This is a genomic window from Polaromonas sp. P1_F4 (assembly GCF_056405675.1).
Genome location: NZ_JBFUBP010000010.1, coordinates 40092 through 58020 on the forward strand (window position 1 = coordinate 40092; position 17929 = coordinate 58020).

Below are 17929 nucleotides of genomic sequence, written 5' to 3' on the forward strand. Positions count from 1 at the left end.
GCACCAATGGCTCCGCACCAATGGAAGAACAGATCAAACAAGGAAGAAAATACAGTCGCGCCCTCTCCCTCCTGGCGTTCAGTGGCATTGGCTTTGAGCGCATTCTGGCCCAGCCCTCATCTCAGGTCATTGGCGCTGGCCGCATAAGCAAGCTGGTAGCGCTCCACCAGCGCGCTGGCCAAAGCGCCGTGGCGCTCTATCTCTTCACCGAGTGCCCCGCGCTGCAGGGCATCCAGCGCCGACGCGTTATAGCCGACGGCAACCACGATCCAATCAGCCGCCTTGTCCTTGCCGCCGCGAATTTGCTGCTCTTTCGTGCTGGCGGCCTGGGGCGTCTCGGTGCGCAGTACGTGGAATGCGGCGCCACCGGACTGGCTGGCGAATGACGCACCCATCGCCGAGAGGTGTTTCAGCAGTTCTGCATCCCGGCCTTCAGCAGGTGACAGCCGCAAGGTCAGTGCATGGCCGCCGATGCCGCCCCCTGCGCTGTACAGCAGCCGGCACTGGCTTCGAACCATGTCCTGGTGGTGCGGCATCATCTTGATGGACCAGGGCGTCGGGTTGTTCAGGCGCTCCCTGTAGCCGGGCGATGTGAGTACTTCATAGTCCTCCAGCTCATACAGAACAAAGAAGCCTTCTGCGTCGTCGACGCTGGACCAGCGTGAGCCGCGCAGAAAACCGGGGATGCCCATGCGCTCGGGAAAGTGCTCGTGCGAATGCCAGTGTTCGAACTCCTCGCGGTGCTCTGCCGCCATGTTCCACCACATGGCGACGGCGGCTTGTCCCAGGAAGGCCATGGTGTTTACCGCCTCAGGCTCAGTAAGTACCGGGCACAAAGATGCTGGTGTCCACCGACTTGATGTCGGTTCGCCCGCAGAAGGCCATGGTCAGGTCCAGCTCCTTGTGGATGATCTGCAATGCCTTGGTCACGCCTTCCTCACCCATGGCGCCCAGGCCGTAGAGGAAGGCGCGGCCGATGTAGGTGCCCTTGGCACCCAGGGCGGTGGCTTTCAGCACATCCTGGCCGGAGCGGATGCCGCCGTCCATGTGCACCTCGATCTGGTTGCCGACTGCCGCGACGATCTCGGGCAGGCAGGAAATGGAAGACATCGCGCCATCAAGCTGGCGGCCGCCGTGGTTGGAGACCACCAGCGCATCCGCGCCTGAATTGACGGCGAGCTTCGCGTCTTCAACGTCCTGGATGCCCTTGAGGATCAGCTTGCCGCCCCAGCGTTTTTTGATCCATTCCACGTCGCCCCAGTTGAGGGCGGGGTCGAACTGCTTGGCCGTCCATTCCGAGAGTGAACCCATGTTCTCGACACCCTTGACGTGACCCACGATGTTGCCGAAGCCGTGGCGCTTGGTACCCAGCATACCCAGCCCCCAGCGCGGCTTGGTCATCAGGTTGAGGATGGTGGAGAGCGTCGGCTTGGGCGGGGCGCTCAGGCCGTTCTTCAGATCCTTGTGGCGCTGGCCAAGAATCTGCAAATCGAGCGTGAGCACCAGTGCCGAGCAATTTGCCGCCTTGGCGCGGTCGATCAGGCTTTCAATGAAGGCGCGGTCTTTCATCACGTAGAGCTGGAACCAGAAGGGGTGGCGGTCTGTGCCTGCGGCCACGTCTTCGATGGAGCAGATGCTCATGGTCGACAGTGTGAACGGGATGCCGAATTTTTTGGCCGCGCGGGCGCCCAGGATTTCGCCGTCGGCATGCTGCATGCCTGTGAGGCCCGTGGGCGCAATCGCCACCGGCATGGCCACGGGCTGGCCGATCATGGTGGTGGCTGTGCTGCGGTTTTCCATGTTGACGGCCACGCGCTGGCGCAGCTTGATCTTCTGAAAGTCGCTCTCGTTGGCGCGGTAGGTGCTTTCCGTCCATGAGCCGGAGTCGGCGTAGTCATAAAACATGCGGGGCACCCGCTTTTTGGCCAAAACGCGCAGGTCTTCGATGTTGGTGATCACGGGCACGGCGATAGTCTCCTCAGTTGTCCAATGCTAAAGGTTTGGGCAACTCAGCGATTGAATAAATTTTGGTGGGCTTCAAATTATTTCAATATGGCCGCCGCTTTGGGACTCCAGCGCTTTCCGTCTACCAGCTGCCGGACGACCCACCACCGCTGCTGGAGCCACCCGACGAACTCCGGCTGCTGGAGCTGGAGCTCGAACTGCTGCCCGACGAGCTGCTGCCATCCCGGTCGTCGCGTCCACTGCTGCTGCCGACACCACCGGTGAAGAAGCCGAACAGCATCGCCAGCCCGAATGCCATGCCTACTGGCATCCAGGATTCCCAGTCAGTTAGAAGCAGGTCTGGCGGGTTTTGAAACGCCACATACCCCACAACGCAGGCCACCAGGGCGCTGCGCACGCCAAACTCCACCAGGCTGCGTTTGTAGGCCGCGCGCATACCCATGGCGATCAGGCCGAGCAGCAAGCAGCCTATACCGCCCCCCAGGGCGTAGAGCAGGCCCACGCCGAACCGCTCGGAGCCCACCACGAAGGCAATGCCGACCATTGCGCTGATCGCCAGCGCGATACCACCCGTCACCAGGCGCACCGTGCGGGAACGGCCGCAGCCGAACCCCAGCGCAAACGCCAGCGGCACGGGGAAGGAAAGCAGGATGGCGCCGATGGCGGGACTCTTCAGGACAACCACCGCCACCGCCGGTACCGCGGCGACGATGCCGATCGTCACGGGCCACTTCCAGGTGCGGCGCGCCCGAACCACGCCCACGGCAAAACCCCACAGCAGCGCGGCAAAAAAAGCCCAGCCAAAGGGCGTGATGCCACCGCGGCTCGCTTGCGGGGGCTCAATCTCGCCCCGCACCAGCGCGCCGATGTGGCTGATGGCCGCTTCCAGCCCGCCTGCGTAGTCGTTCTTGCGAAACCGCGGCTTCATGTCCTGGTCGATGATGCGGCCTGCCAGCACGTCGGGCACGATGCCCTCCAGGCCCTGGCCGACCTCGATGCGCATGCGCCTGTCTTCCAGTGCCACCAGGATCAGGATGCCGTCGTCGCGCTCGGTATCGCCGAGTTTCCATTTCTCAAACACGCGCGTGGCGTATTCCTCGATGGAGTCTTCGCCCGTGGTCGGCAGCATGTACACGACGACTGCTGCGCGCGTGTCTGCTTCGATGGCCAGGATTTGTTCGTTCAGGGCCGCGACCTGGGCGGTGTTCAGCGTGCCTGTGGTGTCGAGCACGCGCGCGCTGTAAGGCGGAACCTGCACCCGTACGGCATCGGCGGGCGTGGCGATTTGCGCGGTATCGCCCGGTGTGGGTGCCTGTGCGGCATCGGACGGCACGTCTGTCTGTCCGGCACGCGCCGGTGCGGCCGTGGCATCACCCGCCGCCAGCATGCACAGCGCCACCCACAGAACAACCAGCGTTCCATAGAGAAAACGCCGGGTTTCAGCCGCTGAAGGAAATAACGGGGCGCGTTGAAGGTGAAGCATGGAAGGTTTGGGGTAGAGCATGGCCGGTACAGCGTTGTCGGATGCCGGCGCCGGAAAGATCAACGTGCCGCAGTCGCGCCGCCGCGGACGCTGGCTTCGCGCACACCGGCACCGCGCACTTCGAGCCTGATCTCGTCGGCCACCTTGCCGCCGGCATCGACCAGCTGCACCACATGCCGGCCCGGCCAGGGCATCCATTGCGCTTGCGGGCCGCGCGCAAACTCCTTGCCGTCCATCAGCCAGCGGGTGCCGCGGCCTTCGGCGCTGAAGCTGACGCGCTGGTGTTTGGGCGGGATGTCCGGATCCAGCGCAATGATGGTGCCGGAGGCTGGGGCGGTGATGCGGGGCGGGGCGTCGGGCTCGGTAGCCGGCTTTTTTAAGCCATTTTTGGCTGCAGCCCTTTCAGGACGAGCGCCAGCAGCTCCTGAATTCATAGCAAAAACCGTTTGCTCCGTGCCTTTCAGGAACCATTCGTTGCGGGACGCTTCGAGCGGCGTGCCGCCCTGGTTGCCAAACCGGGTCTGGCTTTGCACCAGGCCGGCAGGTGGCAGCGGCACGCGGCTGGGTTCGGTCTTGTGCAGGTAATTCATCATCGCGGCCCAGATGGGGGCGGCGCCTGTGGTGCCGCTCACGTCCCACATGGGCGCGCCGCTGGCGTTGCCCACCCACACGCCCACGGTGTAGCGCTGTGAAAAGCCCATGGCCCAGTTGTCGCGCATGTCCTTGCTGGTGCCGGTTTTCACGGCGCTCCAGAAGCGGGTGGCCAGGATGCTGTCGGTGCCGAAGGTGCGGGCGCGCGCCATCGGGTCGGCCATGATGTCGGTGGCGATGAAGGCTGCGCGGGCGTCCAGTGCCGGCTTGAACTGGGGCTTGGGGTTCTTTACCAGCGAAGGCGCGCTGTAGCGCCCGCCGTTGGCCAGGGTGCGGTAGGCGTTGGTGAGCGACAGCAAAGACACCTCGCTGCTGCCCAGCGCCAGGCTGTAGCCGTAATAGTCACCCGACTCCTTGAGCGGCAGGCCCACGGCCTTGAGCTGTTTGTGAAAGGCATCGGGCGTCACCATCACCAGCGTACGCACGGCCGGCACGTTCAGCGAAGCACCGAGCGCGGTGCGGGCCGACACCAGGCCCTTGAACTGGCGGTCGTAGTTTTGCGGAATGTAGAGCCCGCCGGCGGTCTGGATCTGCGAGGACGAATCTTCGAGCAGCGACGCTGCAGTGATGCGGCGCTCGGCAATGGCCTCTGCATACAAAAACGGCTTGAGCGTGGAGCCTGGCTGGCGCAGCGCCATCACGCCGTCGACTTCGGCCGCGCCGCTCAGTTCACCCGACGAACCCACCCAGGCCAGCACTTCGCCGGTGGCGTTGTCCAGCACGACAATGGCGCCGTCCTCCACGTGGCGGCCGCGCAGCTCGCGCAGCTGCTGGGTCAATGTCTGCACGGCAAAACGTTGCAGCGGCGCGCGTGCGGTGGAAACCAGCGTGCGGGGCACGCCTGTACCGCCGGGGGTATCGGCCTGGGCCGCGAGCAGCCGGCGCGCCAGGTGTGGCGCCACGCCTTCACTCGGGTCAAACGCCTTGCGCTGCAGTGCGGCGGTGGCGAGCAGGTCCAGCCCCTCGCAATCGGTCTTGGCGGGCGCCTGCGACTGCCGCGAAAGGCCGCCTCGAGCAAGGTCAGCCCCTCCGGGGGGCGGCGCAGCACGCGAAGCGACAAGCATGGGGGCTTGCATGACCTTGAGCACCCCGCAGGCCCGCTGCGAAACCTGCACGGCTTTGGCATTGGGGGCACGCACCAGCGCGGCGGCGATCGCGGCCTCGCGCTCATCCAGACCGTGGGCGGCCTTGCCGAACAGCGTGCGGCTCAGTGCGTCGATACCGACAAGTTCGCCGCGAAACGGCACGAGGTTCAGGTATGCCTCCAGGATCTGGTCCTTGCGCCAGCGTGCTTCCAGCACCTGGGCCGACACGGTCTGCCCCACCTTTTGCGCCATGCTGCGGCCACCCGCACCGGCGCGCCAGTCCTCGTCGAGCAGTCCGGCCAGCTGCATGCTGAGGGTCGAAGCGCCGCGGGTTTTGGTGTTCCACAGATTGCCCCAGGCCGCTGCAGAGACAGCGCGCCAGTCCACACCGCTGTGCTCATAAAAGCGCTTGTCTTCACTCAGCACCAGCGCCGTGCGCAGGGCAGGCGACACATCAGGCAAGGCCACCCACTGACCGCGCCGCACGGCGCTGTCGGTGCGCAGGCGCTGGATGACTTCACCACTGCGGTCGAGGATGAGCGTGTCGGAGGGGCGGAAGTCGCGTTTGACTTCGTCGAAGGTGGCGACGGCGTGGGCAGGCGTTATCGCCCCGCCCGCCAGAGCGAGGGCCAGCGTCAAGCTTGTGAAAATGCGTTTCGGCTCGCGATTCATTTCTTTGTGCAAAGTCTCAGGTTGGTCCGGGTGGCTTGCACCACCGGCAGATAGGCCTCTGAATCGCTAGGAGGGTAGCTCCCCTTGATTTCATCGTCAGACTTTGCGGCGTCAGGCGCGAGGCCTTGCAAAGTCTTGATGCAGGCCGCACGATCACCCAGTTTGAATTGGGTGAGAGCAAGGTCGTTCAATACCCAGGCCGATTCAATCCAATAGAGGAATGGCTTGCACTGCGTTGCAACAAGCTGGATCACAGCCAAAGCGGCAGCGTAGTCTTTCGCCACATAACTCTTCTTGAAATTCTTCTTCGACTCATTAATGCTCTTGCGCACGCAAAGAGGCTCAGGCTTGCGGTACGTCCCCTCAAACCATGCCCGCATGCCGCAGAAATCGCGGCATGCGTCGGCGCCGTTGGTTGAGACCTTGACATCCTGGCCCTCGGTCTTGAAGCTCACCTGGCATGCGGATTTCCCGATCTTCGACTTGCCATCGACGATAACGCCGTCCAGGTCGCATACGTGTGCGTTGGCTCCCGTGGTCTCTATCGCGAACTTTCCGCGCGGCTGAACCCGCAGCGTGCCCGATGCACCGTCACTGATCACGTATTCACCCTCGGCAGGCGTGCTGAACTGTGCAAGGGCCAGGTTGGCGCCCAGGAGCATGAATGCATAAAGGGCAAGTTTCACTTTGACGCCTCCAGTCTTTTTCATGCCGGCAACCCAATCTTCGTCGCCGCGTTGAAGAGCTGGAACAGCTGCGCTTGCCACGGCCCCTCGGATTCCACCGCGGTCTGCACCAGCACGGTCTGCGTCACGCGGTCTACCAGCACGCGCTGTCCGTGGTGGCCATTCATCATCATCCAGCTGCCGTCGGCCTTGGGATGCCAGAAGAAATTCTTGTAGCCGAAGCCGCGCATGGCCGTGCCGTGCCGGACCTGCGCATCGGCGGCCGACCATGAGGCGCATTCGTCTATCCACTTCTTGCTGACGACCTGGCGGCCTTCCATGATGCCGTCCTGCGCGATCAACTGCGCCAGCCGCGCCCAGTCGCGCAGCCGTGCGCCAAAGCCTATGCAGTTGAACTCCTTGCCTTTGCTGTCGCACAGCCAGCCGGCGTTGCCCTCTGCGCCCAGCGGCTGCCACAGGGCTTCTTCGCAAAAGGCTGCCAGCGGTTTGCCGGTGACCTGGCGGATGACCATGCCGATGGTCAGTGGGCACAGTTCGTTGTAGTTGTAGCGTGTGCCGGGCGGCTCCTGCACCGCATTCCAGCTGCGCACCACGGCCTCCAGGTCGCTGCCGCTGCCGAGGAAGGCGCGCGGGTAGATGGTGGGGTTGTCGCGGTCGTGCAGGACGGCCGCGCCGCTGGACATATTGGCCAGGTGGCGCAGGGCAATGCCGCCGTGCAGCGTTCCCTTCAGTTCGTCAACGTACATCTGCGGCGTGTCGTCCATGGAACGGATCAGGCCTCGGTCCAGGCAGATACCCAGCAGCAATGACGTCACGCTCTTGGCCATGGACCAGCTCGTCATGCGCATGTCGGGTTTGCGGTCGAACTGGTAGGACTCCAGCAGCACCGTACCCTTGCGCGCGATGAGCAGGCCCGTCACGGGCCAGGCCTTGAGGTAGTCCGCCGCCGATTCCGCAATGGGAGCGAATGCCTTGAGGCTTTCGGCCGATGCCGCCTTCAGCGTGGAAGCCTGTGCGGGCGCGGCGATGGGCCGCGCCCGGAGCATGGCTTCGTAGCCGCCGGAATAATTGCCAATGCGGTAGTCCTTGTCGGTCCAGTTGCGGTTGCCGCCCCAGCCCGTCGGGTAAGCGAAGCGTTGCTGCCAGTCGGCGGCGGCCGCGGCCGCCCCGCGCGGCAGGGCAATGCCTGCGGCGAGTGCGGCGGCTACGGCGCGGCGCTGGATCATTTCGCGACTTCCACCTTCACCCGTGCATTCGGCGACTCGCCGAACATCTCGGGCGCATACATGGCCTCGACCCGGCTAGGCGGCAGCGCGAAGTCGCCGACGTTGTTCAGGCGCACGGTGTATTCCATCTTCACCACGCCCTTGGGCAGGTATTCGTAATAACTGCGGAAGGCCTCAAAGCTGCGCTCTTCAAACGCCGGCCAGCCTGCGCCGGTTTTCTTTTCGCCGCTGGTGGCGATTTCGGAATCACGGCCAAGACCGCCACCCAGGATCGTTGCGCCGCCCGGCACCGGGTCGCTGATGACGACCCAGGTCATGTCGGCGCTGGCGTTGACTTCCAGCGTGATGCGGATCACGTCGCCGCGCGTGTAGATGCCTTTGACGGCCTGCTCCACCGGGGTGATCGTTTTCTTGATCTGGTAACCGGCATTGAAAGGCGCCTTCAGCTGGATGGCCGCGATGGACTGCAGCGTGAGCCACGGCTTTCCGGGGCCTTGATGCGTCACGGTCAACGTGTCCTTCGCTGCGCTGCCCCAGGGCAGGAACATGCTGTTGTTGCGCAGGTTGCCGGGCGAGGCCGGTGCGCCGAAGAAGGTGGTCTGGTTGGGTGCGCCGGCTGCATCGGTGGTCTTGACGCGGTCGACCTTGGCCCAGTCCACGCTCGCCACGCTGGCGGCTGCCGCTGCCAGCGTCGCCTTGGTCACACCCGCTACCGGCGTGGCTTCAAACTTGGCCGAGAACTTGTCGAGTGCCAGGCCGCCCCACAGGTTGGCTGTGGTGGTGTGCCAGGCGCCTTTTTGCTGGCGCGCGATAAAGCCGTTGGCCAGGCGGCCCATGTCGTCTTTCCAGGCAGGGTCGTCCATCACGGCCAGCATCAGGCGCGCGGTGTTCACATCACCGTTGGTCATCAGCCACCACCAGTAGTCGTCCTTCTCGGTACTGAAGACCAGCTTGGTGCCCTGGAAGGACAGGCGCGAACGCAGCACCTGGTTGGCCTCGGCGATGCGCTGCTCACGCTGCGGCACATCGGCCACGCGTTTCAGGATGTTGAGCCAGTCGATCACTGCGTGCGTGGGCCACTGGTTGGGCGCAATCGTGATGCTGCCCAGCATGCGGCCCTGCGCCTTGCCGTAGCGCGAGAGCGCTTCCAGCGCGGCCAGCTTGCGCACGTCAAGGTCTTTGCGCGGGCTCCAGAACTCGCGCTGGATACGGCCTTCTACAAACGCGATCAGGCCGCGCTCCATGGGGGCGCGCGCATCGTCGGGCAGGGCAAATGCCGGGTTGATGCCGGAGGCTTCGTGCGTGGCGGCCAGCAGGTAGGCCGTCAATGCATCGCTGCCGCGATTTGCTTCGCCGTCGCGCGGCGGGAAGTAGTTGGCCAGGCCATCACTGTCCAGGTAGCTGGGCAGTTGTGCCAGCACGGTCTGCCAAAGCTTGCTGTCGCGCAGTCCCACCGACTTGCTGGTTTTTTGCTCGAGGCAGATGAAAGGGTACATCGCGAAATAATCGCGCACACCGTCCATGCCTTCTGCGAGTTTCGGCTGCAGCGACATCTTCAGGCCGCCGCGGCCGGGCAGGGCGTCGGCCGGCGGGTTCACGTCCAGCGTGAAGCTGCCGTCTACCTGCACCAGTGTCGCTTGCTGCACGGTCAGTGGCACGGCCGGGATGATGCGCTGGCGCGCCTTGAGGCCGTCGCGTGCGCCGCTGATCGTGTCTTTGGCTTCGATTTCCCACAGGATGGCTTCTGCGCGTGTGAACGCGAGCTGCGCCGGTGCGGTGACCATCCAGGCCACCTCCCGCGCTTCGCCTGCGGGGATGTCCACCATTTGCGGTTTCAGGTCCAGCATCGTGGCGCGCGGGCTCACTTCCACCTTCATGGCCACCTTGGTGGTGTTGCGCAGCGTCAGTTGTGCGCGGAACTGGTCGTCTTCGCGCACCAGTGGCGGCAGGCCGCTGATGATCTGCAGGTCCTGTGTGGCCTTGATGCTGGTCTGGCCCGTGCCGAAGAGGCCGGTGCCTGCGTCAGCCACCGCCACAATCTTGAAGGTAGTCAACGCGTCGTTGAGCGGCACCATCACCACGGCCTGGCCGTTGGCGTCCAGTTGCACCTTCGGGTTCCACAGCAGCAGGGTGTCGAGCAGTTCGCGCGTGTTGCTTCGCCCGCCGCCGCCGCCGGCTGCCACAGCCTTGCGGCCGAAATGCCTGCGCCCGATGATTTCCATCTGCGCGGTCGAGGTTTCCACCCCCCAGGCGCGGCGCTGCAACATCGCGTCCAGCAGGTTCCAGCTGCTGTTGGGCATCAGCTCCAGCAAGGCCTGGTCCACCGCAGCCAGCGCCACTTCGGCATTGGCGGCCGGCTGCCCATTGGGCAGCTTGGCGGTAATGGTTACCTTGGCCTGGCTGCGCACTGCGTAGCTTTCCTTGTCGGTCTTCACGCTGACGTCGAGCTGGTGCGCCTTGGTGCCGACACGTATTTCAGCCACGCCCAGGCGGAAGGCCGGCTTGCTCAGGTCCACCAGCGCGGTAGGCGCGACGTATTCACGGCCTTCATACCAGAAGGATGTCCACCATTCACGTGGTGCCTTGTAGCCCCAGGTGAAAAAGCTGTACCAGGGCACTTCGCGCAGCCGGCCGCGCAGGGCCAGCACGCTCACGTACACATTGGGGCCCCAGCCTTCCTTGATCTGCAGGTTCACTGTCGGATCCTGGCCGTTGAGCTGTACCACCTGGGTTTCGACGATGCCTTCACGCTCAACGGCGACCAGTGCCGTGGCAAACCGGAAGGGCATGCGCACCTGGAACTTGGCGGTGTCGCCGGGCTGGTAGCTTTTCTTCTCGGGCAGCACGTCCATGCGGTCGTGGTCTTCACCGCCGAACCAGAGTTCACCCTGGCGGGTGACATACACATTGCTGGCGGCCTGGATGGTGTTGCCGTCCTTGTCCTTGGCCGTCACGATGAGTTCGACCTCGCCGGGTTCGCCGAGCTTGGTCTCGCACAGCAGCAATCCGCGCGAATCGCTCTTGCCGCTGCAGACGCTGCCGAGGTCTTTGATCTCGGTCTTGTTGTCGTAGGTGTAGAAGCCGCCCACCATGCGCTTGCGACTGGTGGTGGTGATGCGCGCCACGGCCTTGACCTCCAGCGAGACACCAGGGGCGATCTTGCCTGTCAGGTCAAGCGCCAGCGCCTGGAACTTGATCTTCTGGCTGGAAGACACCCAGCCTTCAGTCTTGATGCCCGCCACCACGGCCGCCGGCCAGACGGTGGAAGTGCTGCGGATGGTCTGCACTTCGCCGTTCGGGTCGGCATAGGTGGCTTCCATCAGCAGCTCCTGCGGCTGCCTGCGCTCGGGGATGTCGTTGATGGTGAGCTTGCCGGCGCCATTGCGGTCCAGCGTCAGCGGCAGTTTGTCGGCAATCACACGCTGGTCCTGCGACGAGGTGCTTTCCTCTTCGCCCTGGTTGCCGGCGGTGCCGCGGCCGCTGCTGGGCGGCGAGAAATTGAACTCGTCGAAATCGCTGTAGCTCAGGGACTTGCCGCGCACCAGCGCGGACACCCGTACGGGCAGGGCCACGGCGCCGCCGCCCGCCACATAGTTGATCTGCACGTCGGTTGGCACGGACTTCACATTGACGAGTGGTTTTTTGTCGGAAGGATTGATGCGGCCTTCCAGCACCGGCAAACGGAACTCTTCCACACGGAACTGCCCGCTGGAAAAACTGCGCTCGCGGCTGCCGCGGTCGCCCTTGAGCTGCACTTCATACACGCCCAGCTTGGCAGCAGGCGGAATGGCAAAGGTGTTTTCGGCGCTTTGCCCGCCCGTGGCGGTCTTGCGCCAGGCGATGGGCTGGGTGTATTGCTGGCCGCTGCCGACATGCGTGATGACCAACGTGGCGGGTGAGTCTTCGGGCAGGCCAAAACCCTTGCTGGTTTCGGTGCGCAGCAGGTGTTTCATCGACACCGTTTCGCCGGCACGGAACAGCGTGCGGTCAAAGACCGTGTGGGCCCGTTCGTTGGGCAGGGGGTCGCGGCTGGTCGGCACGTTGAAGCGCCAGGGTTCAATGCCCTTGTGCCAGTCGCTCCAGGTGAAGGCCAGGTCTTCAATGCCGGCCACTGAGCTGCGCGCACTCACGAAATAGGCATTGGCGGAGTCGCTACCCGGGCAGCGTGGAGGCTCGGAAGACAGGCCGCTGAAATTGGCGATGCCCTGCGCGTTGGTGACAGCCTTGGCGATTTCGGCGCCGTTGCAGCCCGAGACACGTACGGTGGCGCCTGCCACCGGCGCGCCCTTGTCGAGCGTGGTGACCCAGGCCAGCGAGTTTTCGCGGCCCAGTTTGAAGTGCACACCCAGGTTGGTCACCAGGGCGGAAGTGCGCACATACATGGTCCGGCTGTTGCCGTAGCGTTCGTCGAGCAGCGAGCTGCCCAGTTTTTGCGAAGCGATCTCGACCACATGAAAACCGGGTGCCAGCGGGATGCCGACCACTTCAAACGGGCGCGGGTCGTTGCCTGCGGCGGGCTTGGGCAGGTCCAGCGTCTTCACGCCGGCCTGGCCAGCCAGCAGCGACACCATGCGCGATTGCACGTAATCGCGGTCGCGTGACTCCAGCGGTTTGGGAAGGGGCCCCTTGATGTCGGCCGCAGCCGTCTTGCGCGAAACCTGGTAGTCGTCGTAACGCTGCACCTTGCGGAACCACGCAATGATGTCGGCGTCGGTGCGGGGCTGGAGGTCGCTGACCTTTCCGGCCGGTGCCGCGCCGGGCGTGAGCCCTTTCACGGGCAGCAGGGCTTCGACATTGCGCAGCGTGACGGGCAGCAGGGCCGGGTCGCCCGGTTTGGTGTTGGGTTCGGCAAAGCGTTCCACGATACCAAAGGGAGAGGCGGCGAATTTGGCCAGTGGCGGCATGGAGCCGGTAGCCACCTTGAGCGGGAAGCTGTCGGCATTGCGCAGCGTGCGGCCCGAAGCATCCTTGAAACTCCTGGGCAGCTCCAGCATGAATTGCCCCTGTTCAGGAAACAGCGGCTTGAAGGTCACGTTGCTGACCAGGCTGTCGCCGTCACTGTTGCCTTCCTCGAAGGCGGGCTTGAACGTGTCCTTGTCGCCCTTCAGGCGAATGGCCTCGGCCAGCTTGCGCGGCACGGGGGTATTGAAGTTCAGGGTCATGGGCCGCATCGGCAGGCAGGCCGACTGGGCGTTTTCGCGTTCGCAGGTGAAGCTGGCCGCAAACGGTTCACGTACCTGGAAGTTGTAGCGTTTTTCCACCGAATTGGGTATGCCGCTCGGTGTGCTGACGCCTTTGCCGTACACCAGTTGCACTTTGGCGGCCGATGTCAGGCGCCGGTTGCAGGTCAGGGTGGCGTAGCGCAGCGGATCCTGGGCTGCGGCCTTTTCCAGGCCCAGCGACTTGAGCAGTTCGTTGCGCTCGTTACCGTCGATGAGCTTGACAGGAACACGTTCACCCAGGCCTTCCACGTTGCACCAGACGTTTTCGCGAACGCTGGCCAGTGTGGCGGCGCCGTTGAATTGCAGCACGAAGTACTGCTCTTCGTCGATGCGCTCGTAGGTGCCGGGGCGAAGGTTCTGGATGAAGGGGCCGCCGGTGTTGAATTTGTAGGAGGAGTTGCCGCCCACGGGCTGGCTTTTGGGTGACTTGAAAGTGCTGACCACCTGCACCGCACAGCTTACGCCGGGTGGCAGGTCGTTTTCAAATTCGAAAGCCCATTCGCGTTCATTGATCCAGCGGCCGGAGCCTTTGGTGGCCTGCGCGTCGCTGCAGCTCAGTGACAGCGGGGCCGGTGCCTTGGGGTCGCCGAAATTGACGGCGCCTTCGTCGAACTTGGCGACGATTTGCCTGACACGCGCGACTTCGCCCTGCGGCGAAAGACTGGTGATTTGCAGGGCATGGGCATGCAGCGAGACAGCCGCGATCAGTGCCAAAGCGGCTTTTTTCATTGTTGGGCTCACGTTTTCCTCTCCTTCGGGAGGCCAAGCGTAGCCGATCTGGATGTAACAAAATGTCCCGCGAAATGGGCAAAACCGGCCAAAAAAAAGCGGGCCTGAAGCCCGCTGGTGTGATTTTCAGAGGGCCTTCAGCGAAAAATCGAAGGGCCCAGCGTCAAGATGCTCAGCTGAAGTTCACCGGCACAAAAATTTTGCTGTCGCCCCGCTGTATCAGAAGCGCCACGGATTTCTCCGCTTTGGCCACGGTGGCGCGCACCTGGTCGATGTTTTTCACCGGAACGCCGTTGATGGACAGCAATACATCGCCAACCTGTACCCCGGCCATTGCCGCCGGGCCGCTGGCCTGCTGGACCACCAGGCCGTTGTCCACGCCGGCTTCCTGCTTTTCATCGGGCTGCAGCGGGCGCAGCGCCAGGCCCAGCTTGCCCTGGTTGGGCGTGTCCTTTTTGGCTGCGGCCTGGGCCGTCTTCTCGTCGGCATTGGCCAGCCTGGCAGTGACCACCTTGGCGGCGCCCTGCCGCCAGATGTCCAGCCGGATGCTGTCGCCGGGCGCTGCCAGGCCAATCAGTGCGGGCAGGTCGCCCGAGGAGACGATGGGCTGGCCGTTCACGCCACGGATCACGTCACCCGACTGCAGGCCGGCCTTGTCTGCCGGGCCGCCTTTTTCCACACTTGAAACCAGCGCGCCTTCGGGCTTGTCCAGCTTGAAGGAGTCGGCAAAGGACTGGTTGACCTCCTGCACCGCTACCCCCAGGCGGGCATGTTCGACCTTGCCGGTGGCCACGATCTGGTTTTTGATGCGGACCGCCACGTCTACCGGGATGGCGAAAGACACGCCCTGGTAGCCGCCGCTGCGGGTATAGATCTGCGAGTTAATGCCCACGACTTCGCCGCGTGCGTTGAACAGCGGGCCACCCGAGTTGCCCGGGTTGACGGCCACGTCGGTCTGGATGAAAGGCACGGCACTGTCGTCGGGCAGTGAACGGCCCTTGGCGCTGACCACGCCGGCAGTGACGGTGTTTTCAAAACCGAAGGGCGAGCCGATGGCCAGCACCCATTCGCCGACCTTGAGCTCGCTGATCTTGCCGAGTGTCACCACGGGCAGGTTTTTGGCGTCAATGCGCAGCACGGCCACGTCGGTCTTGGGGTCGGCGCCCAGCACCTTGGCGCGGTATTCGCGCCGGTCGGTCAGCTTGACGGTGACCTCTTTTGCATCGCGCACCACATGGGCGTTGGTCAGGATGATGCCGTCGGGGCTGACGATGAAGCCCGAACCCTGGCCGCGTGTGGGCATTTCCTGCTGCGGACCCCCGCGGCCGCCGCGGGCCCCCGGGCCCTGCTGAAAGCGTTTGAAGAATTCGAAGAACGGATCGCCGGAGGGCGTGTCGTCGTCATCGCCGTCATCCTGTGCCATCGGGGAGTCGTTTCGTACTTTGGTGGTGCCGGTCACGCTGATGTTGACGACCGCCGGGCCGTAGCGTTCGGTGATCTGCGAGAAGTCCGGCAGGGCCATGGGCACGGAGGCTGTGGTGCCGGCGGTGATGGCCGGAGGGACGGCTGCCGTGGCGGCAGGGTGCACCGCATTAAGCGCACTGACGCCGGCGCCACCGATGGCGCCCGCAGCCAGCAGCGCAGCGACCAGCCGGGTATTTTTCAATGCTTCAGATTTCATGGATGGGCTTCCTTGCGTTGAGGGCACACACCGGTGCCGATGGGTACAACTATGGGGTGGCAGCCTTAGGCGGGGCTTAAGTTTGCGCGACGGCGGAAGGGGCCACGTTGCGGGCGTGAATTTTGATGAAAAGTGGCTGCAGCCCAAAATGGACGGGCGCAAGCAGCTATTAAAATGGTAGCAAGTTACGGCTGCTAACCGGCGGTTTCATTCACCGGAAAGTGGACTTCAACCCGCAGCCCGCCCAGGGACTGCGATGTGCCGAGCTGCAGCGTCGCGCCGTGCCGCTCGGCAATCACCTTGACGATGGCCAGCCCGAGGCCGCTGCCGGTTTCCGGAGAGATCGCCGATCCAGCCGACCCACCCGCGGTGTCCGTGACGCTGGCGGCGCGAAAGAAGCGGTCAAATACGCGGTGGCGGTCTTCTGCGGCGATGCCCGGGCCGCTGTCTTCCACCGTCAGCACCGGCTGGCCGTCCTGCAAGTCCAGCGACACGTCGACCCGGCCCGCCACCGGCGTGTACTTGACAGCGTTATCCAGCAGGTTGCGCAGCAGGATGCGCAGGGCCTCGCTCTGGCCCCTCACCTGCACAGGCTGCTGAGGCTCGCTGCCCGCCAGGCCCAGGTCAATTTGCCTGTGGCCGGCATGGGGCAATACATCGGCCACGGCCAGCTTCACCACATCGCGCAGGTCAATCAGGGTGGCAACGGCAGGTGCTGCCTGGCCTGAATCGGCTTCGGCTTGTGCCGTGCCGGCGGCTTCTTCGCGGGCCAGCACCAGCAGCTGCTCGACCAACCGTATCGCCCGGTCTATGCCCTGGTTCAACCGGCCAATGGCGGCTTCCCGCGCGGCAGGCTCTTCGTCGTTTCGGCGAAGAGCCTGTGCCTGCAACTTGAGCGCCGTCAGCGGCGAGCGCAGTTCGTGCGCCGCATCAGCCACAAAATGCCGCTGCGCCTCGAACGCGCCGCGCACCCGGCCAAACAGCAGGTTCAGCTCTTCAACCAGCGGCCGCACTTCGTCGGGCAGGCCGTCGTCGGCGAGCGGCGACAAATCGTCGGCCGGGCGCCCGGCCACCTGCCGCCGGGCACGCTCGATGGGCGCCAGCGAACGGCTGATGACCCACCACACGGCCAGCATCAGCAGCGGGGTGAGGTAGGCAAAGGGCAGCACGGCGCGCGCAGCCAGCGTGCGGGCGCGCGCCGAGCGGGCGTCCAGGTCCTGCGCGATCTGCACGGTTTGCAACGCAGTCTGCAGGGTGTAGACGCGGTACCGGTTGCCGTGCGCTTCGACGTCCGAAAAACCGAGCACTGCGCGTGGCGGAAGTGCTGAGCGGGTCGAGCGGAATATCTGTGTGCCGTCCTGGCCCCAGATCTGCACATAGACCTCGAAGCGGTCGTCCTCGTCGGCTTCGTCCAGGGGAATGTTGAGCGGGATGCCGCTGCGCAGGGAGCGCGCCATTTGCTGCAAATGGTCGTCGAACATCGCGTCGGCCTGCTGCAAGGCGCCGCGATAGGCGGTGGCCGCCTGCAGCAGGGCGGCCAGGAAGATGGCGGCCAGCACGAACCATAGCAGCCTTCTTCTCAGGGAGTGACTCGCCGGCTTCCTCATTGTTTGGGTACCAAGTATCCAAGGCCGCGCACGGTCTGGATCACGTCGTTGCCGAGCTGAATAGGCCCCCACGCTCTCCACTTCGTGTGGTCGCTGCCCCCCGAGGGGGCGCTGCGCCTGCGGCCCGGCAAAGCCGGTTCCGCGGCCCCTGCTGGTGTTTGATCTGCGGGAGTTGTCATTGTTTGGGTACCAAGTATCCAAGGCCGCGCACGGTCTGGATCACGTCGTTGCCAAGTTTTTTACGGACACCGTGGATGTAGACCTCGACCGCGTTGCTGCTGATGTCGTCTTTCCAGCTGAAGAGTTTTTCCTCGAGTTGCGCGCGTGACAGCACCACGCCCGGGCGCGCCAGCAGCGGTTCGAGCACCGCCCATTCCCGTGCCGAGAGCGACACCGGCTGGCCGTTGAGGCTGGCTTCGCGCGTGGCGGGGTTCAGGCTTACGCCCTTGTGTTCAAACGCCGGCTCGGCCCGGCCCGCACTGCGCCGTATCAGCGCACGGATGCGTGCCAGCAGTTCGTCGGTGTCATAGGGTTTGACGACATAGTCGTCGGCGCCGGCATCCAGCCCGGCGATGCGGTCGCCGACCGCATCGCGCGCCGTGGCCACCATCACCGGGGTGGTGTTGCGGCGAGCCCGCAAAGCGCGCAGCACTTCCAGGCCGTCGCGTTTGGGCAGGCCCAGGTCCAGCAGCACCAGGTCGTACTGTTCGCTGTTCAGGGCCTCGTCGGCCATGCGGCCGTCACGCACCCAGTCGACGGCATAGTGCTCACCGCGCAGCACCTGCAGCACGGTCTCGCCGATCATGGCGTCGTCTTCAACGAGCAGTAATCGCATTGGAAGATGTACGGTTTTGGAGAAAATTGCCGGGGAGCCCGCAAGCTGGTGGGCCATTGGGGGCCATTGGCCGGATTATCCGGCCAA

Annotated in this window: 10 protein-coding genes; all 10 read right to left on the minus strand. The window is 64.5% G+C overall.

Annotation, left to right across the window (positions count from 1 at the left end):
• Positions 1 to 116: 116 nt before the first annotated feature.
• The 10 genes from AC1DYQ_RS18515 to AC1DYQ_RS18560 all read right to left on the minus strand — a co-directional run bounded on the left by AC1DYQ_RS18515 (position 117) and on the right by AC1DYQ_RS18560 (position 17842).
• Positions 117 to 797: a hypothetical protein gene (locus AC1DYQ_RS18515; RefSeq protein ID WP_477688013.1), complete on the minus strand. Its 681-nt coding sequence runs from the start codon at positions 795 to 797 to the stop codon at positions 117 to 119.
• A gap of 19 nt (positions 798 to 816) precedes the next feature.
• The gene (locus AC1DYQ_RS18520; protein ID WP_457279440.1) at positions 817 to 1965 is read right to left on the minus strand and encodes an alpha-hydroxy acid oxidase; all 1149 of its coding nucleotides are present in this window, start codon (positions 1963 to 1965) and stop codon (positions 817 to 819) included.
• A gap of 121 nt (positions 1966 to 2086) precedes the next feature.
• Entirely contained in the window at positions 2087 to 3448 is a 1362-nt protein-coding gene (locus tag AC1DYQ_RS18525; RefSeq protein WP_477688014.1) for a TPM domain-containing protein, read from the minus strand.
• Between the two features lie 59 nt (positions 3449 to 3507).
• A complete protein-coding gene (pbpC, locus tag AC1DYQ_RS18530; RefSeq protein WP_477688015.1) occupies positions 3508 to 5856 on the minus strand; it encodes a penicillin-binding protein 1C in 2349 nt (782 codons plus the stop codon).
• Positions 5853 to 6566, minus strand: coding sequence for a hypothetical protein (locus AC1DYQ_RS18535; protein ID WP_477688016.1), 714 nt, complete (start codon positions 6564 to 6566; stop codon positions 5853 to 5855). Before AC1DYQ_RS18535 ends, pbpC begins: the two co-directional genes overlap by 4 nt.
• Positions 6563 to 7768: a serine hydrolase domain-containing protein gene (locus tag AC1DYQ_RS18540; protein ID WP_477688017.1), complete on the minus strand. Its 1206-nt coding sequence runs from the start codon at positions 7766 to 7768 to the stop codon at positions 6563 to 6565. Before AC1DYQ_RS18540 ends, AC1DYQ_RS18535 begins: the two co-directional genes overlap by 4 nt.
• Positions 7765 to 13719 (minus strand): alpha-2-macroglobulin family protein, encoded by a 5955-nt coding sequence (locus AC1DYQ_RS18545; RefSeq protein WP_477688113.1) that lies wholly within the window; start codon positions 13717 to 13719, stop codon positions 7765 to 7767. Before AC1DYQ_RS18545 ends, AC1DYQ_RS18540 begins: the two co-directional genes overlap by 4 nt.
• Before the next feature lie 172 nt (positions 13720 to 13891).
• Positions 13892 to 15400, minus strand: coding sequence for a DegQ family serine endoprotease (locus tag AC1DYQ_RS18550; protein ID WP_477688018.1), 1509 nt, complete (start codon positions 15398 to 15400; stop codon positions 13892 to 13894).
• A gap of 194 nt (positions 15401 to 15594) precedes the next feature.
• A complete protein-coding gene (locus AC1DYQ_RS18555) occupies positions 15595 to 17007 on the minus strand; it encodes an ATP-binding protein (RefSeq protein ID WP_477688019.1) in 1413 nt (470 codons plus the stop codon).
• A gap of 175 nt (positions 17008 to 17182) precedes the next feature.
• Positions 17183 to 17842, minus strand: a complete 660-nt coding sequence (locus AC1DYQ_RS18560; RefSeq protein ID WP_457279431.1) for a response regulator — start codon at positions 17840 to 17842, stop codon at positions 17183 to 17185.
• Positions 17843 to 17929: the final 87 nt, after the last annotated feature.